The sequence below is a fragment of the Pseudomonas sp. FME51 genome (assembly GCF_014897305.1).
This window is the reverse complement of the sequence record NZ_JABUYN010000018.1, coordinates 24,465-49,400: the sequence shown is the minus strand read 5'-3', so window position 1 is coordinate 49,400 and position 24,936 is coordinate 24,465. Positions and strand designations below refer to the sequence as shown.

General features: G+C 60.3%; 21 protein-coding genes. 8 read left to right on the top strand and 13 right to left on the bottom strand.

The annotated features are described in order from the left end of the window. The first annotated feature begins 1 nt into the window (after position 1). The 4 genes from ftsX (at position 2) to hemN (ending at position 4,187) form a co-directional block, all read left to right on the top strand. Positions 2–1,006: a permease-like cell division protein FtsX gene (gene ftsX / locus INT39_RS21045; protein ID WP_193075927.1), complete on the top strand. Its 1,005-nt coding sequence runs from the start codon at positions 2–4 to the stop codon at positions 1,004–1,006. Between the two features lie 129 nt (positions 1,007–1,135). Beyond that, the gene (gene rpoH / locus INT39_RS21040) at positions 1,136–1,999 is read left to right on the top strand and encodes an RNA polymerase sigma factor RpoH (RefSeq protein WP_193075926.1); all 864 of its coding nucleotides are present in this window, start codon (positions 1,136–1,138) and stop codon (positions 1,997–1,999) included. A gap of 79 nt (positions 2,000–2,078) precedes the next feature. After that, positions 2,079–2,678, top strand: a complete 600-nt coding sequence (locus INT39_RS21035) for a hypothetical protein (RefSeq protein WP_193075925.1) — start codon at positions 2,079–2,081, stop codon at positions 2,676–2,678. A gap of 120 nt (positions 2,679–2,798) precedes the next feature. Next, positions 2,799–4,187, top strand: a complete 1,389-nt coding sequence (hemN, locus tag INT39_RS21030; RefSeq protein WP_193075924.1) for an oxygen-independent coproporphyrinogen III oxidase — start codon at positions 2,799–2,801, stop codon at positions 4,185–4,187. 16 nt (positions 4,188–4,203) lie between these two features. Here the strand turns inward: hemN and INT39_RS21025 are convergent, their stop codons facing one another. Together INT39_RS21025 and INT39_RS21020 are read right to left on the bottom strand one after the other, a co-directional pair. Further along, a complete protein-coding gene (locus INT39_RS21025; RefSeq protein WP_193075923.1) occupies positions 4,204–7,203 on the bottom strand; it encodes an EAL domain-containing protein in 3,000 nt (999 codons plus the stop codon). A gap of 141 nt (positions 7,204–7,344) precedes the next feature. Next, the gene (locus tag INT39_RS21020) at positions 7,345–9,108 is read right to left on the bottom strand and encodes a S8/S53 family peptidase (RefSeq protein WP_193075922.1); all 1,764 of its coding nucleotides are present in this window, start codon (positions 9,106–9,108) and stop codon (positions 7,345–7,347) included. Between the two features lie 110 nt (positions 9,109–9,218). Here INT39_RS21020 and INT39_RS21015 point away from each other — a divergent pair, with 110 nt between their 5' ends. The 3 genes from INT39_RS21015 (at position 9,219) to INT39_RS21005 (ending at position 12,655) form a co-directional block, all read left to right on the top strand. Then, the gene (locus tag INT39_RS21015; protein ID WP_193075956.1) at positions 9,219–9,920 is read left to right on the top strand and encodes a response regulator transcription factor; all 702 of its coding nucleotides are present in this window, start codon (positions 9,219–9,221) and stop codon (positions 9,918–9,920) included. Between the two features lie 237 nt (positions 9,921–10,157). Further along, positions 10,158–12,251, top strand: a complete 2,094-nt coding sequence (locus INT39_RS21010; protein WP_226944950.1) for a TonB-dependent receptor domain-containing protein — start codon at positions 10,158–10,160, stop codon at positions 12,249–12,251. Between the two features lie 197 nt (positions 12,252–12,448). After that, a complete protein-coding gene (locus INT39_RS21005; protein WP_193075921.1) occupies positions 12,449–12,655 on the top strand; it encodes a hypothetical protein in 207 nt (68 codons plus the stop codon). A gap of 71 nt (positions 12,656–12,726) precedes the next feature. On the opposite strand, the gene INT39_RS21000 is transcribed toward INT39_RS21005, so the two are convergent. From INT39_RS21000 to INT39_RS20950, 11 genes are all read right to left on the bottom strand, one after another. Further along, on the bottom strand, positions 12,727–13,251 hold the full coding sequence (locus INT39_RS21000; protein ID WP_193075920.1) for a lipocalin family protein: 525 nt from the start codon (positions 13,249–13,251) through the stop codon (positions 12,727–12,729). Positions 13,252–13,316: 65 nt separating this feature from the next. Then, positions 13,317–13,904, bottom strand: coding sequence for an IMPACT family protein (locus INT39_RS20995; RefSeq protein ID WP_193075919.1), 588 nt, complete (start codon positions 13,902–13,904; stop codon positions 13,317–13,319). Between the two features lie 15 nt (positions 13,905–13,919). Continuing rightward, positions 13,920–14,591, bottom strand: a complete 672-nt coding sequence (locus INT39_RS20990) for a glutathione S-transferase (RefSeq protein WP_193075918.1) — start codon at positions 14,589–14,591, stop codon at positions 13,920–13,922. A gap of 67 nt (positions 14,592–14,658) precedes the next feature. Beyond that, positions 14,659–15,069: a MerR family transcriptional regulator gene (locus INT39_RS20985; protein WP_193075954.1), complete on the bottom strand. Its 411-nt coding sequence runs from the start codon at positions 15,067–15,069 to the stop codon at positions 14,659–14,661. 176 nt (positions 15,070–15,245) lie between these two features. After that, complete coding sequence (locus INT39_RS20980; protein WP_193075917.1) at positions 15,246–15,875, bottom strand: CoA transferase subunit B; 630 nt, start codon at positions 15,873–15,875, stop codon at positions 15,246–15,248. Between the two features lie 4 nt (positions 15,876–15,879). Beyond that, positions 15,880–16,575: a CoA transferase subunit A gene (locus tag INT39_RS20975; RefSeq protein ID WP_193075916.1), complete on the bottom strand. Its 696-nt coding sequence runs from the start codon at positions 16,573–16,575 to the stop codon at positions 15,880–15,882. Further along, the gene (locus INT39_RS20970; protein WP_193075915.1) at positions 16,572–17,504 is read right to left on the bottom strand and encodes a hydroxymethylglutaryl-CoA lyase; all 933 of its coding nucleotides are present in this window, start codon (positions 17,502–17,504) and stop codon (positions 16,572–16,574) included. The genes INT39_RS20975 and INT39_RS20970 overlap by 4 nt, the downstream gene beginning before the upstream one ends. Further along, positions 17,501–19,423, bottom strand: a complete 1,923-nt coding sequence (locus tag INT39_RS20965) for an acetyl/propionyl/methylcrotonyl-CoA carboxylase subunit alpha (protein ID WP_193075914.1) — start codon at positions 19,421–19,423, stop codon at positions 17,501–17,503. The genes INT39_RS20970 and INT39_RS20965 overlap by 4 nt, the downstream gene beginning before the upstream one ends. Beyond that, positions 19,423–20,220 (bottom strand): gamma-carboxygeranoyl-CoA hydratase, encoded by a 798-nt coding sequence (locus INT39_RS20960; protein WP_193075913.1) that lies wholly within the window; start codon positions 20,218–20,220, stop codon positions 19,423–19,425. The genes INT39_RS20965 and INT39_RS20960 overlap by 1 nt, the downstream gene beginning before the upstream one ends. A gap of 28 nt (positions 20,221–20,248) precedes the next feature. Beyond that, a complete protein-coding gene (locus INT39_RS20955; RefSeq protein WP_193075912.1) occupies positions 20,249–21,856 on the bottom strand; it encodes a carboxyl transferase domain-containing protein in 1,608 nt (535 codons plus the stop codon). 21 nt (positions 21,857–21,877) lie between these two features. After that, positions 21,878–23,041, bottom strand: coding sequence for an isovaleryl-CoA dehydrogenase (locus INT39_RS20950; protein WP_193075911.1), 1,164 nt, complete (start codon positions 23,039–23,041; stop codon positions 21,878–21,880). A 196-nt stretch (positions 23,042–23,237) separates the two neighbouring features. On the opposite strand from INT39_RS20950, the gene INT39_RS20945 reads away from it, so the two are divergent. Then, a complete protein-coding gene (locus INT39_RS20945; protein WP_193075910.1) occupies positions 23,238–24,920 on the top strand; it encodes an AMP-binding protein in 1,683 nt (560 codons plus the stop codon). Positions 24,921–24,936 lie beyond the last annotated feature (16 nt).

Sequence of the window (24,936 nt, the reverse complement as noted above, 5' to 3'; positions counted from 1 at the left end):
CATGGCGGCGAATCAACCTCGACCAACCGATAAAAAGCCGCAGAAAGCCACCAGTGGCGCAGCCCGTTCCCGGAGCAACTGGCGTCACCCGTTGCGCAGCTGGGCGGGTAGTCATCGTGACAGTGCACGCATGGCGCTGGGGCGAATTCGGGATTATCCCATCAGCACCATCATGATAGTGCTGGTCATGAGCATAGTGCTGGCGCTGCCGATGGGCCTGGCGGTACTGATCAACCAGGTTGAACGTCTGGGCATCGACTGGCAGAGAGCCGCCCAACTGTCGGTCTATCTGCAACAGGACATCAAGGCCGATGCCGCCCAGGCACTGCAGGCAGAGATTGCGGCCCTTGACGAGGTGGCCGAGGCGCAATTGCTGGATCGCGACCTGGCGCTGGCGGAGTTTCAGCAGCATTCGGGGCTGGGTGACGCGTTGCAGCAGCTGGCCTACAACCCGTTGCCCGACGTGATTCTGGTCATGCCGCAGAGCATCGAGGGTGGCGTATCGTCACTGCAGCCGCTGCGTGACCGCCTGGCGCAATTGCCGGGAGTGGATCAGGTGCAGATCGACATGCTGTGGGTTGAGCGACTGACGGCGATCCTGGCCATGGTCGAACGCTTCACCGGTGGGCTTGCCATGCTGCTGGTACTGACGTTGTTGCTGGTCATGGTCAATACCATCCGCCTGGCAATCGAGAGCCGGCGCAACGAGATCCTGGTGATCAAACTGGTCGGCGGCACCGATGCCTTCATTCGTCGGCCTTTTCTGTATCTCGGCGTGCTCTATGGTCTGCTGGCCGGAATTCTGGCCTGGCTGCTGCTGGCCGGTGGACTGGCCTGGCTGAACAGCACGGTACGGGAGGTGGCGGCGCTCTATCAGAGCGACTTTGAACTGGCCGGAATGCCGCTGCAGGATGGCTTGACCTTGCTGGGCGGAGCCATACTGCTGGGGCTGGTTGGTGCCTGGCTTGCAGTCGGTCGCCACACCCGTGAAATGGAGCCTCGGTAACGGCGTGTGTCGTGTTCTTGTAACTGATTGATTTATAGAGAGAAATACTGTTTTTGCGGAACTTGGCAGGGCTTTCCTTGTCTGAGCCTGCAGTGATACACTGACTCGTCATTTTTTTGGAGTTCAAGCATGAGCACTGCTTTACAGCCCGTACATAACCTGATTCCGGGTGCCAACCTGGAGGCCTATGTTCAGACCGTAAGCAGCATCCCGATCCTGAGCGTCGAGGAAGAGCGCAAGCTGGCTGATCGTTTGTTCTATCAGCAGGATCTGGAGGCAGCCCGGCAACTGGTCATGTCCCACCTGCGCTTTGTTGCGCATATTGCTCGCAGCTATTCCGGCTATGGGCTGGCCCAGGCCGATCTGATTCAGGAAGGCAACGTCGGCCTGATGAAGGCGGTCAAGCGTTTCAACCCTGAAATGGGCGTGCGTCTGGTGTCCTTTGCCGTGCACTGGATCCGCGCCGAAATTCACGAATTCATTCTGCGCAACTGGCGCATCGTCAAGGTCGCCACCACCAAGGCGCAGCGCAAGCTGTTCTTCAACCTGCGCAGCGCCAAGAAAAAGTTGGCCTGGTTGTCCCATGACGAAGTCAATGCTGTAGCGGAAGATCTCGGTGTGGCTGTGCGCGAAGTGCGCGAGATGGAAAGCCGGCTGTATGGTCAGGACCTGGGCTTTGATGGTGCTCAGGATGACGATGAAGATACCGCCTACGCACCGGTACATTATCTGGAAGACAAGCGCTACGATCCGGCTACTCAGCTGGAGAGTGCGGACTGGAGCGACAGTTCCAGCCAGCAATTGCAGGAAGGCCTCGCCCAGCTGGACGAGCGCAGCCGCGATATTCTCTATCAGCGCTGGTTGGCGGAGGAGAAGGCCACACTGCACGAGCTGGCGGCCAAGTATCAGGTGTCGGCGGAACGCATTCGCCAACTGGAAAAGAACGCCATGAACAAGCTGAAGAAACATATCAGCGTGGAAGACGCCGCCTGAAAGCGTCCAGTGAACAAAAAGGGCATCCGCAGGGATGCCCTTTTACTTTGTGCACCTCGAATGAATGCAGAGAGAATCGATGAAACGGCAAAAGTTCTTTGGCCTCGGCACCTTGTTGGGCGTGCTTGTCCTGTGCTTTTTTGTTTTCGACAATTGGCGCAACGGGCAGGATGAACCGCAGAAGCTGGCATGGAAGGCGCAATATCAGCAGAGTCTGTGGGCACCGTTGCAACAGCGCGATCTGACGCTGGCCGATGTTGGGAGAACGCTCGGCGAAGGCAGCCTGTGGATGATCAGCGCCGATGGCGAGCCGCGGCTGGTCAGCCGTCACACGGTGGAGTCCGATGATCTGCAGTGGCGCGCCCAGGCGGTCATTGCGCTGGATGCCCAGCAGATGGACAGTCTGGTCGAGGCACAGGCATGGCAACCCGGATCGCCTGATCAATCGGTGAACCCGGCCATCAGCGCGGTGCTGGCCGGTTATCCGGTGGAGCGTATCAGCATGATTCCCGACCAGCCACTGGCGCTGGGCTACATTCAGGGTACCTTTGGTCCGGCCGAAGTGCGCATGCCGGTCAGTCAGGGCGAAGCCTGGATCTATGCTCGCGAGGGTGTGGTGGTCGCTGTCAGCGATGAGCGGGCTCATTCGATCATGTTCGGCCTGCGCGAAGAACTCTGACCCATTGAACCATCGGTTTTTCGAGTGCGGCGCGCGGTCGCACTGGGGTTGAGCGCAATGCAAAGCCCCTTTGCTTGCCGTACACTTCACGCATGTCCGTGATGCTGGCGAGAGACCATAATGACGCAGAAAATCAGCTTCAATCGTGCCCTGATCGAGAAATATGACCGACCGGGCCCGCGTTACACTTCCTACCCGACCGCGCCGCAATTCCATCAGGCCTTTGCCATGGACGATTACCGCGCGGCGGCCAAGGCCAGCAACGCTGCTGCCGAGCCCAAGTGTCTGTCGGTGTACATCCATATTCCGTTCTGCAAAAGTCTCTGTTACTACTGCGCCTGCAACAAGATCATCACCCACAAGACCGAGCGGGCAGTGGAGTATCTTGAATACCTCAAACGCGAGATCGCCATGCAGGCGGCGCTGTTCGACAAGTCGCGCAAGCTGACCCAGTTGCATCTGGGTGGCGGCACGCCGACCTATCTGACCAGCGAGCAGCTGGAAGACCTGATGAATACCCTGCGTGCGTCTTTCAATATGGACGACAGTGATGACCATGAGTTTTCGCTGGAAGTCGACCCGCGCACCATTTCGCCAATACAGATCCATCAGTTGCGGGCATTGGGCTTCAACCGTCTGAGCTTCGGTGTCCAGGACTTCGACGAGGCGGTGCAGGCTGCAGTCAACCGCCTGCAGAGTGAAGAACAGACCCGCGAACTGGTCAGTGCCGCACGTGAGGCGCAGTTCAAATCGGTCAGCGTCGATCTGATCTACGGTCTGCCGCTGCAGACGGTACAGAGCTTTGATGTCACCCTGAGCAAGATCATCGACATGCGCCCTGATCGTATTGCGGCCTACAGCTATGCTCACCTGCCGGATCTGGTGCGCGCCCAGCGGCTGATTCGTCCGCAGGACATGCCGCCGCCGGAGCGCAAGCTGGAACTGCTGGAGCTGACCATCGAGCGGCTGACCTCTGCCGGATACATCTATATCGGCATGGACCATTTTGCGCTGCCGGACGACGAGTTGGCGCTGGCCCGCGAGAACGGCACGCTGCAACGCAACTTCCAGGGCTATTCGACCCACGCCGACTGCGATCTGATCGGAATCGGCGTGTCTTCCATCGGCAAGGTAGGTGACAGCTACAGCCAGAGCGTCAAGGAGCTATTGCAGTACTATGCGCGGCTGGATAGCGACATGCTGCCGATCCACCGCGGTTACAACCTGAGCGAGGATGACACCCTGCGTCGGGAGGTGATTCTCGACCTGATGTGTCAGGGGCGTATTGATTTCCGCAAGTTCGAAGCGCACTACGGCATCGACTTCAAAGGCTACTTCGCCGATGCTCTGGACCAGCTGGCCGAGCCGGTTGCCGATGGGCTGGTGGCGATCAATGATCACGAGTTGTTGCTGTTGCCCGAAGGTCAGCTGATGCTGCGCAATGTGGCGATGGCTTTTGATGCCTACCTGGGCGTTGCGCAGAAAGGTAACTTCTCCCGCACAGTCTGAGTGCGTGAAGGGGAGCTCAGCGACGCAGCAGCTCCCCTTCAAACTCCTCGATCGGCATGGGCCTGCCGAACAGATAGCCCTGATAATGATGACACCCGCGCTCTCGTAGTGCGGCTCTCTGCAGTTGTGTTTCCACCCCTTCGGCCAGCACCGAAATCTTCATCCGCTCGGCCAGCAGGATGATCGTCTGGGCGATATCGGCACTGTTGCTGTCAAAGGAAATGTCGCGCACGAAGCTCTGGTCGATCTTCAATTGCTCCAGTGGCAGACGTTTCAGGTAGGCAAGCGAAGAGTAGCCGGTGCCGAAATCATCCAGTGAGAAACTCACCCCCTGTGCCTTGAGGTTGCTCATCTTCTCGATGATGCTTTCGATCTCCTGCACCAGCGCGCTTTCAGTCAGCTCCAGCTTCAATCGTCGCGCGGGAGCACCGGTACGCTGCAGAACCTCCAGCACCTGGTCAACGAAACTGACCTGGCTGAGCTGTTTGGCGCTGATGTTGACCGAGATGGTCAGGTGCGCGGTGGCTGGACTGTCGGCCCAGAGAGCCAGTTGCTGACACGCTGTTTCCAACACCCAAAGCCCGAGGGGCAGAATCAGCCCGTTGTCCTCCGCCACGGGAATGAAGCGTGCTGGGGAAATCAGCCCCTGCTTCGGATGCGCCCAGCGCACCAGGGCCTCGGCGCCGGTGATCTGGCCGGTGTCGTCGACTTGCGGCTGATAGTGGAGCAGAAATTGCTGCTTCTCCAGCGCAATGTGCAGGCCGGCGTCGATCTCGCTGCGCTCCCTGACCTGGGCCTGCATTTGTGGGTCAAAGAAGCACAGCGCGTTGCTGCCTGTGCTTTTGGCCTGCGACATGGCCAGCTCGGCGCGTTTAAGCGGCTCCACCGATGATACTGAATAACCGCCGCCGAACAGGGCGATACCGATACTGGCAGAACCCCGGTATTCGATTTCACCCAGCAGATAACGCCGGGCGAGCTCCTGCAGAATGCTTCTGCCCAACACTTCGGCCCGTCGGGCGGCCTCGATTTCAATACTGCCCAGATTATCGAGTAGCACGACGAACTCGTCGCCGCCCAGCCGCGCAACGGCGTCCTTGTTTGGCACGCAGCCGATCAGCCGAGTAGCCACCTGCTCGAGCATGCGATCACCCGCGATATAGCCCTCGGTATCATTGAGTACCTTGAAATTGTCCAGATCCACGACCAGCAACGCACCATGAGCCTGGTGCCGCTTCGTCGTACCGAGCGCCTCTTCCAAACGATCAAGGAACAGCCGCCGGTTGGGCAGCTTGGTCAGCGAGTCATAGAAGGCCAGCGTGCGCATCTGCTCTTCGCTGGCCTTGCGCGCCGAGATGTCGGACAGCGACGCAACGTAATGGGTAGTCTGTTCCTGCTCGTTGCTGACCCTGCCGATGGACAGCAGTTGCGGGTAGACCTCACCGTTCTTGCGCTTGTTCCAGATTTCGCCCTGCCAGGCGCCATAGCGATTGATCGCCTGCCACATGTCGGCATAGAAATGCCGATCATGACGACCGGACTGCAGCAGATTGGGTTGGCGTCCAATGACCTCCTTGGCGCTATAACCAGTGATGCGGCAGAAAGCCTGATTGCAGCGCAGGATGTTCAGATTCGCATCGGTGATGAGCATGCCGACCTGAGATTCGAATGCCTGGGCGGCAATACGCAGGTCCTCGTCTGCTTTCTTGCGCTCGGTGATATCCCGGGCCGAGCTGAAGAGCAGTGGGCGGCCATCGATTTCCACTCGTACGGTGGAGACTTCGACAGGGAAGGAGTGGCCCCGTTTGTGGCGGAACAGGGTCTCAAAAGTGGACGACTGGCCAGTGCTCAGTTTGCTGCCGAACAGGGACGTCATTTCCACTGGCGAAGGCAGCGCATACCAATCGCCCAGGTGGCTCTCGATCAACTCGTCTGGCGCATACCCGAGCATGTGGTAGAAGGCATCGCTGGCATCCATCAGCCGGCCCTGCTCATCGAGAATATGGATGCCATCGCTGGCATGTTGCAGCAGCACCTGACTGCGTCGGTTGGCCTTGTTGCTGGCTTTTATCTGGCGCCACAGGAGTGCCGCCCCGCCAGCGGTGACCAGCAGAAACAAAAGGCCCAGCGCAATGGCCCGATTGACATCATGCCGCCAGGTGGCCAGGTAATCTTCCTCGCCCAGTCCAGCCACTACAAATACCGGCATGGCGCTCAGGCGCCGGAAGGCATCGGTACGGGGCACCCCATCAGCGGTGCCGTCACTGTAGAAGATACCTGCCTGTTCGCCGGATTCCAGGAGCGTGGTCAGTTCTCTGGAGCCGCCAATCGAGCCGGTTTTTCCCGGCGTGGCGTCCAGCGGCGGATGCCGCGCCACCAGGGTCTTGTCCAGATCACGGATCAGAGCGATGCCATTCGGCCCGAGATTCAGGCCTGAGATCAGCCCGGCAAAATACTGGGCGGGAATAGTCACCATGCTTATCCCGGCAAAGCGGCCATCGGGGTGGTTGTAGCGCCGGGAGAATACATGCACCCACTCGTCGTTGATGCGATCCTTGAGCAGGCCGCTCACCAGCATGCCGGCGTCGGGATTGTCCCTATGGGTGATGAAATAGTCGCGGTCGCCGTCATTGCGCTGCTGATTCTCACTGGCATCCTGCTCGGGCCAGGCAACGCCCATGGCGTCGGTTATGTGAATATCGGCAGTGTCGCCGATCCAGCCTTCGCGGGAACTGATCAGGACGTTGGCCAGGCTGGTTTCCAGATGCTCGTCAAGACGCAGCGCCGTCTCCAGGCGTGACTGTACCTTCTTCAGTACCAGATCGACTTCCCGCGCCACCCCGGTCACGCTCTGGTCCATCAATAGCGCCAGGTTGGTCACATTGGTACGCACCTCAGCGATCTTGCGTTCATGTCCAGCACTCAGCGTAACCGCCAACAGTGTGATCATGAACAGATTCAGGGTCACTGTGGTGATCAACAACATCAAGGCTACGGATTTCAAGCTCTGCGGCATGCGGCGATTCCCTAAAGGTGCGTCACCCCCTGTTCCTGAGGGGCTAAAGAGTATATTGGCCTTCCTGGCCGCTGTCAGTTGTGGAATGCGTTCATCCCTGTAACGGCTGGGCAGATTGGATTGCAGTCCTTGCAGGTGAAATCAGCGGCCCTTGTCGAGACTTTCCACTGCGAGCTCCAGCGCCTTGTACATATCCAGTCTGGCCGAGTGACCAATATCGGGGTTATTCAGGTCATTTTCCCGTTCGGACGGCAGGATGGGGGCAGTCAGGTCGTCGGCTTCCATCGGCTCGAAGTCGCTCTCCTGGCCGATGGTCATGGCGCTGCGGCGCAGCAGCATGCGCAGCTGATCCGGTTGCAGCTCGGGGTTGATAGACAGCATGGCAGCTATGGTGCCGGCTACCAGCGGGGTGGCATAGGACGTGCCGCAATGTACCGGACCGGCCTGTTCGGCGAGGGCTGCCGAGCCGGCGGTGCAGGCCGCGGCGGTGATATCGACACGCATATCGGAGTTGGAAGCCTTGCGCCGGGTGGCATAGTCGGGATCGTCGAGGTCGACATCCTTACTGCTGCGCTGGTGACCGCCGACCACGAACAGCTGATCGGTGATGAAGGAGGAGGGCAGGCGGTAATCATCCCGGCTGGAGAACGCAGCGCCATTGCCGGCGGAGTTCACCACCACGACATCGGGATGCGCGCGGCGTAGCCATAAAAAGAACTCTTCCAATAGTTCTTCGTAACCGCTCATGGCGATCCCCGAGCGCAGCAGCGAATCCACCGGATCGCCGTGCACGTCACGGGTGCCGATTCGATGGATACCCCAGCTCCAGTTCAGCACCCTGGCGCCGTCTTCGACCAGATTGACCGAGGCGGCAATGTTCGCGGTGATGCCGGCATCCGAACCGCGGTCGACAATCACATCGAAGCCCGGCCCGACCTTGTCCAGGCCGCGTAGAAAGCCGTTGTTGCCACCGTTGTTCCGGCCCGCTGCAAGGATCCCGGTGACCGTCGTACCGTGCCCATCTGCGGCTTCGGCATCGCGGGCGTACACGCAGGTGCGGGTAGCACCACTGCGGCAATCGCCCAGGTAGTCGGCGAAATCCGGAGCGTCGAAGTCCACATCGCGTTCGATCACGCCGATGCGCACGGGATGCATTTCAATGGGCTCTGAGGGTTTTGCCAGTCGCCGCTGATAGAAGTTCACCGCATCCAGAAAGCGGTTGGATGAGGACTCCTCGCTCGCTTCTATCGGCGGGTTGGCGGTGTCGCGTTCAACCGACTTCTCCGCACCGGACTCCTCGATGACCACGGCATCGACACTCACCTCGTTGCCGATGCGCAAGACCGCCGCGTCGCGTTGGTCCAGATCGTCGACGGACAGGCGCAACTGATAGATATTGAGGGGTGGAATCGCGCCGACCACCTCGGCATCGTAGTGCTTGGCCAGCCGGCGAGCTTCTGCCGGTCCGTCATAGCCTTCTTCGATAATCACGCTGACCAGATCGAGATAGGTGGTCAGCCCATCGCGGTTCTTGACCACCGCGCTCTGGTCGGCAGCAGCGACATGACTGGAACCCAGGCTCAGCCATACGGGGTTGCTGGTCTGGTTCTGTTGGTCGATCCACAGTGGCCCGCTCCGGGCGCTGGCGGCGTCGATCTGCAAACGTATCTGTTCGCCATCTTGCTCGATGCGGTTGGCGGAAAAGGGGGGGCCGTTGAGTCGGATCTGCGGCTGATTTTTCTGAAGCCCTGTTACCTGCAAACAGAAGGTCGGCTGCTGCATCTCCAGCAGATCGCCGCAGCGTTGCAATTGAGTTATGCGCAGCGGTGTTGCGGCTGCGGCGTAAAAAGACAGGCATGACAGCATTGCTACCAGCCCGACAGCACCTGCTCGAAGCTTCCCCATCAACATCCTCGAATATGTCAGTGAGCTTGTGTTGAATCTGACCCGGAAAGCGGTGATTGTTTCACAGGATTTAATATAGAATGGTTCTCATTTGGTTTGTGTTCATCACTATGCCGCCGAATCTACCCACTGCTGCCCGCATTCTTGCGGTTGAAGAAGACTCGCTGCTCGCCAGCCAGTTGCAAATCCACCTGCAGCGGAACGGCCATAGCGTCACCCTCTGCGAAGGGGGCAATGCTTTGTTGCTGGCTGAGCGGGGTAATTTCGATCTGATTCTGCTGGCTATCCTCGGCCCTGATGGTCTGGGCGTACTGGAGCAACTGCGGCGTCGCAGCCAGGTGCCGGTGATGCTTATGTCCGCGCTGGGCGACGAGCAGAATCGCATTGCCGGTTTCAACATGGGTGCCGATGATTATCTGTCGAAGCCTTTCAGCATCGTCGAGCTCGGCGTTCGGGTCGCGGCCATTTTGCGCCGGGTGGCCTATGAGCGGCAGGAATCGGTCCCACAACCAGGTGCTGATGAACTGTCTTTCGATGAAGTCCACGGTGATGTGATGCTGACTGGCAATCGGGCCGGGCTGACCGCCAGTGAATATCGCGTATTGCAACTGCTCCATCAGCATATGGATCAGGTACTGAGCAAACCCCTCCTCTATCAGCAGGCCTTACGTCGCGGCTACGCCCGACATGATCGCAGCCTGGATATGCACATCAGCCATCTGCGCCGCAAATTGCAGGTCATCGGTTACCGCGCTGCACGGCTGGAAACCGTATGGGGCCAGGGCTACATGCTGGCATGCAGCGACGCCTGAGGGTCCAGAGTTGGAAGTGTATAGATTGTAAATTGAATTTACTCTCAAATGGTAATGTATATCATTTGCGTCGATTGGCCAGGCAGCGACAGAGCTCACGGGCTTCAATCTGTCTGCAAAGCAGAAAGCACGCCGTGCCCAGGAGCAGGGGCCGCCGCCATAACAAAACCAATTGCCAAGGACCCTCGGAAAACCAAGTGATTCCGCAGGACTGCTAACCATTCTGGAGATAAATGCATGTCACGCCGCAAGTGTCAGTTTGCTTCACGTTCGCAACCCCAATTCAAGAGAACTCTGCTGGCCGTTACCCTGGCCGCCATGGCTTGTTCGGCAGTAGCGGAAGAGGCCCTGGACCTGGGGCAGACAGTGGTGACTGCCTCGGGCTTTGAGCAGAATCTTCGGGATGCGCCGGCATCCATCTCGGTAATATCAGCCGAGGAGTTGAAAAAGAAGTCTTACACCGATATCACTGATGCGCTGAAGCATGTCGCCGGTGTGCAGATCGCCGGTGGCGGCGTGGAACAATCCATCATGCTGCGCGGCATGAGCTCCGCCTATACCCTGTTCCTGATCGACGGCCGTCCGGCCCAGGGCAATGATGCCTTCAGCGAGCGGGGCTCCCAGGCCGGTACGCCGATCAACTTCCTGCCACCGATCGAGGCCATCGAGCGGATCGAGGTCATTCGCGGTCCGGCCTCGGCGCTGTACGGTTCCGACGCCATGGGCGGGGTGATCAACATCATCACCAAGAAGGTGAGCGATGAGTTCAGCGGCAGCATCACTGCCGAGTATGCGATGCCCGGCAGCGGTAACAAGGTCGACGAGCGAGGCCACCAGACCAGCGCAGTAGTGAACATGCCGCTGGTCAAGGACGTGCTCGGACTGCAGCTTACCGGCGGTTACTACAAGCAGAACGAGAGCCATTTCGTAGGTGAGAGCGACAGCGCGGCCACCGACCCCGAATACAAGCGGCAGAATGCGGGTGGCAAGTTGTCCTGGAATCTCAATGATCAGAACGCGCTGACCGTCGGGCACAGTTATACCCAGCAGGAGCGCTGGAAGCATCCGGGGCGCAGTCTTGCCGAGGATGCTGATCCTTCTTACGCCGACTCGGTGAAAAAGAATTACTTCGTGACCCATGAGGGCAAGTACGGCAGCGTCTTCACCAACTCCTACGTCAACTATGACCAATCGGAAAACCGCACCACCCTCAATGCCGATACCGGCCAGGGCATCGAGTTCGAGGTCATCACCGCGAACACCCAGGCCAGCTGGTTCCTGGGGGCGCATACCCTGACAGGCGGCCTGACGCACAAATACGAAAATCTGGAGCATGGCAGTAACGGCCTGCGCGAACCGGTGGCCGATCCCAATATGGTGGTGGAAATGGACCGCTACCAGAACTCCATCTTCCTGGAAGACAACTGGAGCCTGACCGACGACCTGATCCTGACCCTGAGCGGTCGTTATGACGACAACCAGGTATTCGGCGGCGAGTTCAGTCCGAAGGTCTATGCCGTCTGGCACATGAATGACAACTTCACCCTCAAGGGTGGGGTGACGTCGGGTTACAAGGCGCCGGACCTGCGCTCGGCCGCGACTGACTTCGGCTCTACGTCCAGGGGCGGGGTGATCATCGGCAACCCCGAACTGGTGCCGGAAACCAGCCTCAACCGCGAGATCGGGCTGCATTACGCGAATGTCGACCTCGGGCTGGCCGGCTCGGTGACGGCCTATGTGACCGATTACGAAGACAAGATCAACCGTACCGGCCGGGTCTGTCCGAACTATCCCGAGGGTATTCCGCCGGGCGCACCCACCTGCGTCTACAACGGTAAGGAGTACCCGGCGCATCAGTTCGGCTACACCTCCTATGAAAACGTCGACAAGGCGGAGCTGCGCGGCATCGAGTTCACCATGGACTATGACATCCTGGATAACCTGACCTACCGCCACAGTTATACCTGGACCGACACCGAACAGAGGTCCGGCGAATACAAGGGCGAGCCGCTGAACGATGTCGCCAGGCACATGTTCAACGCGTCGCTGGATTGGGGAGTGACCTCGCGGCTGAATCTGTGGACCCAGGTCAATTACCGGGGTGAGACCTCCGGTCGTTGGCAGACCGGTACCAGTGGCTCCAGCAGCAACGGCATCAAGTATCCGTCCTATACCTTTGCCGACGCCGGCCTGGTGTACCGGCCAGAGGATAGTTGGAGCTTCAAGGCGGGTATCTACAACCTCACCAACAAGGAAGTGACCACCGACGGTGATTATGCCTATAACCTGGATGGCAGACGCCTCATCGTGGGTCTGACCAAGAGCTTCTGAGTCGGGCAGAAAAACCACAGCTCCCGCCGGTAATTGCTGCCGGGGGCTGCGGCGTATCGAAAGCTGAGGGTTTTTTCATGACATACGCAGCGGGTTATGTGCAGGACGTGGCCTAGATCGGCGAAATCCAGGGTCCAGCCGAGATCTTCACGCCGCTGCTTGCCGCGCTGGCGCAGGGCCCTGTCAGCTTTGCCCAGTTGCGCCGGTTACCGGCTTTCGCCGGCCAGCTCGGTGTGCTCTCGCAGTCGTTGCAGATGCTCATGTGGCGCGGTCACGTCCACCCGCTGCGTGAGGACGCCGGCGCCAATACCGAGCAGGCGGGCAAGCTGAGCCGCTGGATCGAACGGCAAGGGCTGGCCGTGCAGGTGGTGGCGGAATGCGGGACAGCGGTACATGTGCCGTGAGGGGGCGCTGCCTGCCCTGCAGCCTGGGATTTGGCAACAGACTCTAAGCGGATCGGCCGGCGCCGAGGGCTTCAACCCGAGCTTGGGTGTTCCACCAGAATGAGTTCCTCAAGCTCGAAGCCTTCGGCTGCGGCCCGCTCCCTGAACGCTTCCAGTTGTGCGTCGCTGACCTGGGGTGTTCTGGACAGGAACCACAGATAGTCGCGATTGTACCCGGAGATATACGCGTTGGCGTAGTCGTCATCCAGTTCGAACACCACATAGGAGCTGTAGAACGGGCCGAAGAATGAGACCTTCAGGTGAGCGACGTCATCGTCACCGACAGGCACCGCACGGCCTTCGGCTTCTTTCCATTCGCCCTTGGCCTGGTTGTAACCGCGGTTGACCACCTTGACGCTGCCGTCCTCATTGAGGGTGTATTCTGCAGTGACCTGGCTCAGGCCTTCCTCGAAGGAATGATCGAGCCGGGCAATCTCGTACCAGGTGCCCAGGTAACGTTCCGGATCGAAGCCGGTGACCGGTTCGATGCCCTTGGGTATACCGGTGCAACCGGCGAGCAGGAACAGGGCGGCAATGACCATGCTGATCAGCTTCATAATTGAATCCTTGAGTGACAGACGTCTCTGAACGATAGCAGAGAGCGCCAGAAGCACACGCTTCCTCAGGAGCAGGGTTGCCAGATCATCTCGCCACGCGTGACAGCCAGCAGTTGGCGATGGAGCTCATCCGCCGCTGTGGCCGGCAAGCGCAGATGCAACTGCACGCCACTTCCATGCCGGACCTCCAGCAATTCACCATCAAGCTGCGTCAGCAGGTGGCGGGCAGTGCTTTCGTGGGCGTAGGACAGCTCGCAGAGCACCAGCAGAGTAGGAATGTGAGCGACCTTTTCGGCCTGCTGCAGCGCCTGGGCGACCGCGTCGGTATAAGCGCGCATCAGCCCGCCAGCGCCCAGCTTGATACCGCCGTAGTAACGCACCACGGTCGCCAGCACACCATCGAGCTGCTGGTGACGCAGCACTTCCAGCATCGGCCGTCCGGCGGTGCCGGAGGGTTCGCCATCATCCACTGCCGCACTGTGCCCTCCGGCAAGCAGTGCCCAACACACATGCGTCGCATCCGGGTGTTCAGCGCGCAACTCTGCGACCCGGGCTTGCGCACCGGGCCGGTCGGCTATCGGTTCAACGCAGGCGATAAATCGGCTTTTGCGGATTTCCAGAATGTGGGTGACGGGGTGGGCAAGGCTATACATGGCAAAGAGAAGTGATCAACCGACCATTCCGTATTCGCCGCCGCGCTCGAGTGCCTTTTCATAGGCAGGTCGGGTGTGAATACGTTGCAGGAAATCGATCAGATGGGGCCATTTCTCGTCCAGGCCGCCTCGCGCTGCGGCCGCTTCCAGAGGGAAGCTCATCTGCACATCGGCTGCGCTGAACGCTTCACCGGCAAACCAGCCGGTGGCTGCCAATTCATCGTTCATATAGTCGAGATGTTGAATGATCTGCGGCTCGATAAACTGGCTTTTGACCTGACGGGCGATACCCTTGGCAAAGGGTTTGGCGAAGAACGGCATGGGCGCGCTTTCCACTCGATTGAATACCAGCTTGAGCAGCAGCGGCGTCATCGCGGAGCCTTCGGCGTAATGCAGCCAGTAAGTGTATCGCAGGCGTTCCGGTGTGCCCGGCTCCGGCGCCAGGCGGCCACCGCCATAGATTGCAATCAGATATTCAATGATGGCGCCGGACTCAGCCACGGTCAGATCGCCGTCGGTAATCACCGGCGACTTGCCCAGCGGGTGTACTGCCTTGAGCTCCCGCGGAGCGAGCATGGTGTCCGGGTCGCGCTCATAACGTTTGACTTCATATTCCAGACCCAATTCTTCGAGCAGCCAGAGTATGCGTTGCGAGCGAGAGTTGTTCAGATGATGAACAGTAATCATGACAGGCGTTCCCTCTTGTCGGTATCAGCTGACCACTATGCCATGCCGTGGGGCGCAGGTATCGGTTTTATGGGTTCGCGGCTTTGGCGGTCTGCCTTTCCAGGGTGGTTTTCAGTGCGGTGAGGCAGCGTTCTTCAGCGGTATCCAGCTCCAGCTGCATCTGCTGGATGTCCAGCAACTGCTGCTCCAGATGCTCGCGGCGCTCGGTGATCATCTGCAGCATGATGTTGAGCTGTTTCTGGTTGCCGGCCTTGGGGTCGTAGAGTTCGATCAGCGTTTTGCATTCGGCCAGCGAAAACCCGATCCGCTTGCCACGCAGAATCAGCTTCAGGGCAACGCGGTCCTTGGGTGAATAGATGCGTTCCTGGCCACGCCGGACCGGCGAGAGCATGCCCTGTTCTTCATAGAAGCGGATGGTGCGGGTGGTGATGTCCAGCTCGTTGGCCAGGTCGGAAATACTGTAGGTCTGTTTAGCCATGGGGTCGGTCTCGATTCTTCCAAAGGTATCGCCCGCGTCGGCGAATATGTCCTCGACGCGGGCGAACATACACTATTGTTCAGCGGTGTTCGACAGCCAAGGCTACTCCTTGGCCACTACTGATGCCTAGTGTCGTAAGGCTTCTGCGCCCATCGCGGGGCTGCACCCGGACAAGGTCAATGCCGGATCGGGCTACCGGTAGCCTGCTGGATCTCCTCGAAACTGACGCCGTCGGCCAGTTCCACCAGTTGCAGCCCCTGCTCGGTCACATCCAGCACGCCGAGGTCGGTGATGATGCGGTTGACCACCCCGAGGCCGGTCAGCGGCAGGTCGCAGGCGGGCAGGATCTTGTGCGCGCCGCCCTTGGCGGTATGCTCCATCAGCACCACGACGCGCTTGACGCCGGCCACCAGATCCATGGCGCCGCCCATGCCCTTGACCATCTTGCCGGGTATCATCCAGTTGGCCAGATCACCTTTCTCGGAGACCTGCATGGCGCCGAGAATGGCCAGGTTGATATGGCCGCCGCGAATCATCGCAAAGCTCTGTGCGTTGTCGAAGAAACTCGAGCCGGGCAGGGCGGTGACGGTCTGTTTGCCGGCATTGATCAGGTCCGGGTCAATCTCCTCCTCGCTGGGGAAGGGGCCGATGCCCAGCAGACCGTTCTCGCTTTGCAGCCAGACATCCATGCCATCCGGGATGTAGTTGGCGACCAGGGTCGGCAGGCCGATGCCGAGATTGACGTAGAAGCCATCCTGCAGTTCCTGTGCGGCGCGTTGCGCCATCTGTTCACGTGTCCAGGCCATGATCTCAGCTCCTCACCGTGCGTTTTTCGATGCGTTTTTCAGCGTTCGGATTGTGCACGATACGCTGCACATAAATGCCCGACAGATGGACCTGGTCCGGGTCCAGCGCGCCGGTTTCGACGATCTCATCCACCTCGACCACGCAGACCTTGCCCGCCGTGGCCACCAACGGATTGAAATTGCGCGCGGTCTTGCGAAACTGCAGGTTGCCGGACTTGTCGGCCCGCCAGGCTTTGACCAGCGCGATATCAGCAGTCAACGACTCCTCCATCACATACCATTCGCTGTTGAACTGCCGGGTTTCCTTGCCCTCGGCGATCAGCGTGCCGTAGCCGGTGCGGGTATAGAAGGCCGGAATGCCCGCGCCGCCGGCGCGCAGCTTCTCGGCGAGGGTGCCTTGCGGGGTGAATTCCAGTTCGAGCTCGCCGCTCAGATACTGGCGTTCGAACTCCTTGTTTTCGCCGACATAGGAGGACACCATCTTGCGGATCTGCCGCGTCTCCAACAGCAGTCCGAGACCGAAGCCGTCGACCCCCGCATTGTTGCTGATAGCGGTGAGCTGTTTCTTGCCGGTGTCGCGCAGGGCGCTGATCAATGCCTCGGGAATACCGCACAGGCCGAAGCCGCCGACGGCAATCGTCATGCCGTCCTCAACCAGCCCTTCAAGAGCCTGGGTGGCACTGGGGTAGATCTTGTTCATGACATACCTCTGCTTGTTGTTGTGTCTGTGCTGCTGTGTCGGGTGCGTGCCACCCGCGAACCGTTGGCACGGCCCAGCAACTGGCTGATGCGTTCGCCAGCGCTGATCAACCTGTCGATATCGACACCGGTTTCAATATCCAATCCGTTCAGCAAGTACAGCACGTCTTCACTGGCGACATTGCCACTGGCGCCTTGTGCATAGGGACAACCACCGAGTCCGGCGATCGAGCTGTCGAACACGGCGATACCTTCCAGCAGACTGGCATAGATATTCGCCATTGCCTGCCCGTACGTGTCGTGGAAATGACCGGCCAGGTGCTCGCGCGGCACCTCGCGACTCACCGCCTCGATCAAGGTGCGGGTCTTGCCCGGCGTGCCGGTGCCGATGGTGTCGCCCAGGGAGATCTCATAACACCCCATGGCGTACAGCTCGCGGGCAACCTCGGCCACTTTGTCCGGCGCCACGCTGCCTTCATAGGGGCAGCCGAGCACGCAGGAGACGTAGCCGCGTACGCGGATGCCATGGGCGCGTGCCACCTCCATCAGCGGCGCGAAGCGCGCCAGGCTGTCGGCGATGGAACAGTTGATGTTCTTCTGCGAGAAGGTTTCGGAAGCCGCGCCGAACACAGCGACTTCCTTTACGCCTGCCGCGATGGCGGCCTCCAGACCTGTCAGGTTCGGCGCAAGCGCGGCATAGGTGACGCCGGGCTTGCGCGTAATCTGTCCGAACACCTCGGCGGAACCGGCCATCTGCGGTACCCACTTCGGCGACACGAAGCTGCCGGCCTCGATATACGACAGGCCAGCGGCGCTGAGGTCATCGACCAGGCGTACCTTGTCAGCGATGCTGATGGGTTGTGGCTCATTCTGCAGGCCGTCGCGCGGGCCGACTTCGACCAGACGGACCTGCCTGGGCAGCAGGTTCATGTATCCTCCCGGACTTCTTCCAGTTCCAGCAACACAGTGCCTTCGCTGACCATATCACCTTCGTTGCAGAACAGGCTTTTCACTACACCGTCCTGGGCGCTGCGGATGCTGTGTTCCATCTTCATCGCTTCGAGCACGATCAGTGCGGTACCGGCGGCGACATGCTGGCCGGCTTCCACCAATACGCGAACGATGCTCCCGTTCATCGGGGCCGTCAGGCCGCCTTGCTGCTGATGGCTGGCGTCAGCCTCGGCAATCGGGTCGAACAGGGTGACCGGCAGCCACTCGCCGTTCCACTGCAGGTACAGAGTGTCATCCTTGCGGATGCAGCGCGGTGGGCGTCCACTGTCAGTCGCTACCAGATGGGTGATGCTGACCCGCCGCTGTTCGCCCTGGCAACGCAGGTGCAGGGTGCTGTGGGCGGGCAGGCCCAGGCGAACGCCGCGGCTGGCGGACCAGGGTGAGACCGGGTCGTCGTCACGCTGGCGGGACGGGTTGGTGCGGATAAACAGTTCGCCGGCCTGTTGCCAGAAGGCCTCGGGCAGTTCACCGGGCGGTGGTAGTAGTTCGGCCTCGTGGCGGGGGATGAAGCCGGTATCCAGCTCGGCGGCGGCAAACGCCGGGTGCGCCACTACCCGACGCAGGAACGCTAGGTTGGTGCGTACCCCGCCGATGGCGGTTTCATCCAGCATGGCCAGCAGACGCAGGCGGGCTTCCTCGCGGTTCTCGCCCCAGGCGATCAGCTTGCCCAGCATCGGGTCATAGAAGGGCGACACGCTATCGCCTTCGGCGACGCCGCTGTCCACACGGCGACCAGCGCCTGTGGCAGCCTCACGATACAGTGCCAGCGTGCCGGTGGAAGGCAGAAAGTCGTTATCCGGGTCTTCGGCATACAGGCGTACTTCAATGGCGTGACCGATCAGCGGTACCTGTTCCTGGGTGATTGGCAGCAGCTCGCCACGGGCCACGCGGATCTGCCAGGCCACCAGATCGAGACCGGTAATTGCCTCGGTGACCGGGTGCTCCACCTGCAGCCGGGTGTTCATCTCCATGAAGAAGAACTCGCCGCGGGCGTCGAGCAGAAATTCCACGGTGCCGGCGCCGACATAGCCGATGGCTCTGGCTGCGGTCACCGCTGCCTCACCCATGGCGCGGCGCAGTGCCGGTGACAGGCCGGGGGCCGGAGCCTCTTCAACGACTTTCTGGTGGCGGCGCTGAATCGAGCAGTCGCGCTCGTTGAGATACAGGCAGTTACCCTGCTGGTCGGCGAATATCTGGATTTCCACGTGGCGCGGTTTGAGTACGTACTTTTCCACCAGCATGCGTGCATCGCCGAACGACGATTGGGCTTCACGCTGTGCTGAAGCCAGTGCTTCGGCGAGATCTTCTTCTCGCTCGACGACCTTCATGCCTTTGCCGCCGCCGCCGGCGGTGGCCTTGAGAAGCACCGGATAGCCGATCAACTCGGCAGCGGCGCGGAAGGTCTCCAGGTCCTGAGCCTCGCCATGATAGCCAGGCACCAGCGGTACGCCGGCTTCTTCCATCAACGCCTTGGCCGCGGATTTGCTGCCCATGGCGTCAATGGCTGCGGCTGGCGGCCCTAGAAAGATCAGGCCGGCCGCTTCGATGGCGCGGGCGAAGCCGGCGTTCTCGGATAGAAAACCGTAGCCCGGATGAATGGCCTGAGCACCGCTGCTCTTGGCCGCCGCGATCAGCTTGTCGATCTGCAGGTAGCTGTCGGCCGGTTTGGCGCCACCCAGATCGACGCGGATGTCGGCCTCGCGCGCATGTCGGGCATTGGCATCGACGGCGCTGTGTACGGCAACCGTGGTCAGGCCCATGGATTTGGCGGTGCTCATCACGCGACAGGCGATCTCGCCGCGGTTGGCCACCAACAAGGTATCGATATAGTGCTTCATCAGTTCTTCTCCTGCCAGGCGGGACGGCGTTTCTCCAGGAAGGCATTCAGGCCTTCCTGCCCCTCGGGGCTGGTACGCAGCCGGGCGATGGCATGTTCGGTGGTCTGGCGCAGTTCGGCAGAGATAGCGCCGGCGCCCACTTCAAGTAACAGGCTCTTGCAGGTCTTGAGCGCCTGCGGGCTGTTCTGCAACAGGTTGTCGATCCACTGTTCCAGTGCGGCATCGAGTTCGCCTGCCGCGTGGCATTCGGCGAGCAGGCCGAGTTCGCGGGCGCGCTGGCCGTCGAAGCGTTCTGCAGTCAATGCATAGCGCCGCAGCGCACGTTCGCCAATCGCCTTGGCCACGAACGGGCTGATGACCGCCGGGGCCAGGCCGATACGCACTTCCGACAGGCAGAACAGAGCATCGACCGCGCCGATCGCCATATCGCAGCAGGCAATCAGCCCCAGTGCACCGCCGAAGGCCGCTCCCTGAACCACCGCCAGGGTGGGTTGCGGCAATTGGTAGAGACGCTGCATCAGTTCGCCGAGCTCATGGGCATCGGCGAGATTGGCCTGGTAGTCGAGTTCTGCCGACGCCCGCATCCAATCCAGATCCGCGCCGGCGGAGAAATGCCTGCCGCGGCCGCGCAGCACCAGCAGGCGGATGTCTGTATCGTCCTGCACCATGGCCAGTGCGACGTTCAGCTCGCTGATTACCTGAGCATCGAAGGCATTATTCTTGTCCGCGCGGTTCAGCCAGAGGGTGGCTATGCCGCGCGGGTCCTTATTCAGTTCAATGGTCTGGAAATCGATCATGGGCGTTCCTTTGATAGGCGCAGAGGGGTCACATGCGGAACACGCCGAAGCGGGTCGGCTCGATCGGCGCGTTGAGCGAGGCGGATAACGCCATCCCCACGACATCGCGCGTTTGTGCTGGATCAATCACGCCGTCGTCCCAGAGTCGTGCACTGGAGTAGTAGGGGTGCCCCTGATGTTCGTACTGTTCGAGAATCGGTTGCTTGATGGCGGCCACTTCGTCGTCGCTGAGCGTCTTGCCGGCACGTTCGCTCTGTTCCTGCTTGACCTGAGCCAGTACCCCGGCGGCCTGCTCGCCACCCATCACGCCGATGCGTGCGTTTGGCCACATCCACAGGAAGCGCGGGTCATAGGCGCGACCGCACATGCCGTAGTTGCCGGCGCCGAAGCTGCCGCCGATGATCACGGTGAATTTCGGCACCCGGGCGCAGCTCACCGCGGTGACCAGTTTGGCGCCATGCTTGGCGATACCGCCTGCTTCGTACTTCTGCCCGACCATGAAGCCGGTGATGTTCTGCAGGAACAGCAGCGGAATGCCACGTTGGCAGGCCAGTTCGATGAAATGCGCACCTTTCTGCGCGGCCTCGGCGAACAGAATGCCGTTGTTGGCCAGGATCGCGATCGGGTAACCGTGCAAGTGAGCGAAGCCGCAGATCAGCGTGGTGCCGAACAGCGCCTTGAATTCATCGAACTCGCTGCCATCAACCAGCCGGGCGATCACTTCGCGCACATCGTAGGGCTGCTTGGACAGTGCCGGGATCACGCCGTACAGCTCATCGGCCGAATACAGTGGCGCCTTGGGTTCACGCACCTGCAGCTGACCCAGCTTCTGCCAGTTGAGGTTGGCTACGCAACGCCGGGCAATGGCCAGCGCATGCTCATCATTCTCGGCATAATGATCGGCAACACCGCTGATCTTGCAGTGCACATCGGCGCCACCCAGGTCCTCGGCCGTCACCACCTCACCGGTCGCCGCTTTCACCAGCGGCGGGCCGGCGAGAAAGATGGTTGCCTGGTTACGCACCATGATGGCTTCGTCGGCCATCGCCGGCACATAGGCGCCGCCAGCAGTGCACGAGCCCATCACCACGGCGATCTGCGGGATACCCTGCGCACTCATGTTGGCCTGGTTGAAGAAGATGCGACCGAAATGTTCACGATCGGGGAATACCTCGTCCTGACGCGGCAGGTTGGCACCGCCGGAATCCACCAGGTAGATGCACGGCAGACGGTTTTCCTGGGCGATGGTCTGGGCGCGCAGGTGCTTCTTCACCGTCAACGGGTAATAGGAGCCGCCTTTGACCGTCGCATCGTTGGCGATGATCATGCATTCGATGCCTTCGACGCGGCCAATGCCGGCGACGATGCCGGCCGCCGCGACGTTTTCGCCATACACCTCATAAGCGGCCAGCTGCGACAGCTCGAGGAATGCCGAGCCGGGGTCGAGCAGCGTATCGATGCGATCGCGCACCAGCAGTTTGCTGCGCGAGGTATGACGCTGTTGTGCACTGGCACCGCCACCTTCGCTGACCTGTTCGAGCAGCGCACGGAGATTGTTCACCTGCTCGCGCATTGCTGCGCCATTGGCAGCGAACTCGGGCGCACGGGTGTTGATCTGGGTATTCAGGATGGCCATGAAACCTACTCCGGACGTAATTTATTTTGTTTCGTTGAACAGCTCGCGACCGATCAGCATGCGGCGGATCTCGCTGGTGCCGGCGCCGATCTCATAGAGTTTGGCGTCGCGTAACAGGCGGCCGGTGGAGAACTCGTTGATGTAACCGTTGCCGCCGAGAATCTGGATCGCCTGCAGGGCCATCTGGGTGGCGTTTTCGGCGGTATACAGGATCACGCCGGCAGCATCCTTGCGGGTGGTTTCGCCGCGGTCACAGGCCTGAGCCACGGTATAAAGATAGGCGCGGCTGGCATTGAGCTGGGTGTACATATCGGCGACCTTGCCCTGTATGAACTGGAATTCACCGATGCTCTGACCGAACTGCTTACGGTCGTGGATATAGGGCACCACCACGTCCAGACAGGCCTGCATGATCCCGGTGGGGCCACCGGCAAGCACGGCACGCTCATAATCCAGGCCGCTCATCAGGACTTTGACGCCGCCATTTTCGCTGCCCAGGATATTCTCCGCCGGTACTTCAACGTCATCGAAGAACAGCTCGCAGGTGTTGGAGCCGCGCATGCCCAGCTTGTCGAACTTGTTGCCGCGGGAGAAACCCTTCCAGTCGCGCTCGACGATGAAAGCGGTAATGCCGTGGGGACCTTTTTCCAGGTCGGTCTTGGCATAGATCACATAAGTATTGGCATCCGGGCCGTTGGTGATCCAGGTCTTGCTGCCATTGAGTATGTAGCGGTCGCCCTTTTTATCGGCGCGCAGCTTCATGGAGACTACATCGGAGCCGGCGTTGGGTTCGCTCATTGCCAGCGCACCTATGTGTTCACCGCTGATCAGCTTGGGCAGATATCGGGTCTTCTGCTCGGCAGTGCCATTGCGGTTGATCTGATTGACGCAGAGGTTCGAGTGCGCGCCGTAGGACAGGCCTACCGAGGCCGAGTAACGGCTGATTTCCTCCATCGCCACCACATGTGCCAGGTAGCCGAGACCCGCACCGCCGTATTCTTCGGGAACGGTCACGCCGAGCAGGCCCATATCGCCGAACTTCCTCCACATGTCGCTGGGGAACAGATTGTCACTGTCGATGGCGGCGGCACGTGGCGCCAACTCGGCAGCGGCGAACGCCTGTACCTGCTCGCGCAGCATATCGATGGTTTCACCGAGGGCGAAATTGAGGCTGGAGTAAGTCATGGAGCTACCTGTCTTGTAGTTGTTCTGTTTGATCGGGTTCGTCGGAAAGTCCGACGTTCGTCCTGTGACTGGAGAATATCTTGCCAGCCGGTCACCTTTACGTTAGCGTAAACCTGCCCTTGGATGACTGTCAACACTGTCAGCGCCCTCGGGAAGTGCAAGTCCCATAACAAACATAAGACTGAGGAACCAGACGATGAGTCTTCCGAGCTACACCAGCGGACCGCAAAGTAAACCCCTGTTGCCCATGACCATCGGCGCGGCTTTCGACCGCACCGTGGAGCGCTTCCCCCAACGCGAGGCGCTGGTGGTGCAGCACCAGAATCTGCGTTACACCTGGGCGGAGTTGGCAGATGCGGTGAATCGTTGCGCGCGCGGGCTGCTGGCGCTCGGTATCGAGCCGGGACAGCGAGTGGGGATTTGGTCGCCGAACTGCGCCGAGTGGTGTATCACCCAGTTCGCCACGGCGAAGATCGGCGTGATATTGGTCAACATCAACCCGGCCTACCGGCTCAACGAACTGGAATACGCGCTGAAACAGTCCGGCTGCCGTTGGCTGGTCTGTGCTGACACCTTCAAAACCTCTGATTACCACGCCATGCTGCATGAACTGCTGCCGGAGCTGGAGAGCTCGGCTATCGGCACGTTGCAAAGCCCTATGCTGCCGGAAATGAAGGGTGTGATCAGCCTCGGTGCCAAGCCGGGGAATGGCATGCTGCACTGGGAAGCGTTGATGGGCATGGCCGGGCAGGTCGGACCGGAGCAGCTGCGCCAATGTGGCGAACGACTGCAGTTCGATGATCCGATCAATATCCAGTACACCTCCGGCACCACGGGGTTCCCCAAGGGGGCTGCGCTCAGCCATTACAACATCCTCAACAACGGTTACATGGTTGGTGAAAGCATCCGCCTCACCGAGCAGGATCGGCTGGTGATTCCCGTGCCGTTGTACCATTGCTTTGGCATGGTCATGGGCAACCTTGCCTGCATCACTCACGGCACCACCATGATCTACCCGAGCGCGGCTTTCGAGTCTCAGGCCGCGTTGCAGGCGGTTGCCAAGGAGCGCGCCACCGCGCTATACGGCGTGCCGACCATGTTCATCGCCATGCTCGACGACCCCCTGCGTCAGTCCCTGGACCTGAGCTCCCTGCGCACCGGCATCATGGCGGGCTCCACCTGCCCGATCGAGATAATGAAGCGGGTCATCGACGAAATGCACATGCATGAAGTGCAGATTGCCTATGGCATGACCGAAACCAGCCCGGTATCAACCCAGACCGGCGCGGATGACGATCTGGACCGCCGTGTCACCAGTGTAGGCCGTACCCAGCCGCACCTGGAGAGCAAGGTGGTCGATGAGCAGGGCTGCATAGTGCCGCGCGGACAGATCGGTGAGCTCTGCACCCGTGGTTACAGTGTGATGCTCGGCTATTGGAACAACCCCGAAGCGACCAGCAAGGCGATCGACGGCGCGCGCTGGATGCACACCGGTGATCTGGCGGTGATGGATGATGACGGCTACCTGAAAATCGTCGGCCGTAACAAGGACATGATTATCCGTGGTGGTGAGAATGTATATCCGCGAGAGATCGAGGAGTTTCTCTTTACCCATCCGGCGATCGCTGATGTGCAGGTGATTGGTGTGCCGGACAGCAAGTTCGGTGAGGAAATCGTTGCCTGGATCAAGCTGCACCCGGGTCATCAGCTCGAATCCGAGACGCTGCGTGAGTTCTGCAGTGGTCGTATTGCCCATTTCAAGACCCCTCGACATATCAGATTCGTTGATGAGTTCCCCATGACCATCAGCGGCAAGGTGCAGAAATTCCGTATGCGTGAGATCAGCGTGGCCGAACTGGGGCTCAGCGAGCAGCAGTGATGACGAGGGCCGGGTT

Bases quoted from the DNA above. Each gene is read 5' to 3' on its own strand.
- INT39_RS20975 (WP_193075916.1), bottom strand. From the start codon at position 16,575: ATGAACAAGATCTACCCCAGTGCCACCCAGGCTCTTGAAGGGCTGGTT.
- INT39_RS21035 (WP_193075925.1), top strand. From the start codon at position 2,079: ATGAAACGGCAAAAGTTCTTTGGCCTCGGCACCTTGTTGGGCGTGCTT.
- INT39_RS20965 (WP_193075914.1), bottom strand. From the start codon at position 19,423: ATGAAGCACTATATCGATACCTTGTTGGTGGCCAACCGCGGCGAGATC.
- INT39_RS21015 (WP_193075956.1), top strand. From the start codon at position 9,219: ATGCCGCCGAATCTACCCACTGCTGCCCGCATTCTTGCGGTTGAAGAA.
- INT39_RS21020 (WP_193075922.1), bottom strand. From the start codon at position 9,108: ATGGGGAAGCTTCGAGCAGGTGCTGTCGGGCTGGTAGCAATGCTGTCA.
- hemN (WP_193075924.1), top strand. From the start codon at position 2,799: ATGACGCAGAAAATCAGCTTCAATCGTGCCCTGATCGAGAAATATGAC.
- INT39_RS21010 (WP_226944950.1), top strand. From the start codon at position 10,158: ATGTCACGCCGCAAGTGTCAGTTTGCTTCACGTTCGCAACCCCAATTC.
- INT39_RS20955 (WP_193075912.1), bottom strand. From the start codon at position 21,856: ATGGCCATCCTGAATACCCAGATCAACACCCGTGCGCCCGAGTTCGCT.
- INT39_RS20960 (WP_193075913.1), bottom strand. From the start codon at position 20,220: ATGATCGATTTCCAGACCATTGAACTGAATAAGGACCCGCGCGGCATA.
- rpoH (WP_193075926.1), top strand. From the start codon at position 1,136: ATGAGCACTGCTTTACAGCCCGTACATAACCTGATTCCGGGTGCCAAC.
- INT39_RS20995 (WP_193075919.1), bottom strand. From the start codon at position 13,904: ATGTATAGCCTTGCCCACCCCGTCACCCACATTCTGGAAATCCGCAAA.
- INT39_RS20985 (WP_193075954.1), bottom strand. From the start codon at position 15,069: ATGGCTAAACAGACCTACAGTATTTCCGACCTGGCCAACGAGCTGGAC.
- INT39_RS20970 (WP_193075915.1), bottom strand. From the start codon at position 17,504: ATGAACCTGCTGCCCAGGCAGGTCCGTCTGGTCGAAGTCGGCCCGCGC.
- INT39_RS20945 (WP_193075910.1), top strand. From the start codon at position 23,238: ATGAGTCTTCCGAGCTACACCAGCGGACCGCAAAGTAAACCCCTGTTG.
- INT39_RS21025 (WP_193075923.1), bottom strand. From the start codon at position 7,203: ATGCCGCAGAGCTTGAAATCCGTAGCCTTGATGTTGTTGATCACCACA.
- ftsX (WP_193075927.1), top strand. From the start codon at position 2: ATGGCGGCGAATCAACCTCGACCAACCGATAAAAAGCCGCAGAAAGCC.
- INT39_RS20990 (WP_193075918.1), bottom strand. From the start codon at position 14,591: ATGATTACTGTTCATCATCTGAACAACTCTCGCTCGCAACGCATACTC.
- INT39_RS20980 (WP_193075917.1), bottom strand. From the start codon at position 15,875: ATGGCCTGGACACGTGAACAGATGGCGCAACGCGCCGCACAGGAACTG.
- INT39_RS20950 (WP_193075911.1), bottom strand. From the start codon at position 23,041: ATGACTTACTCCAGCCTCAATTTCGCCCTCGGTGAAACCATCGATATG.
- INT39_RS21000 (WP_193075920.1), bottom strand. From the start codon at position 13,251: ATGAAGCTGATCAGCATGGTCATTGCCGCCCTGTTCCTGCTCGCCGGT.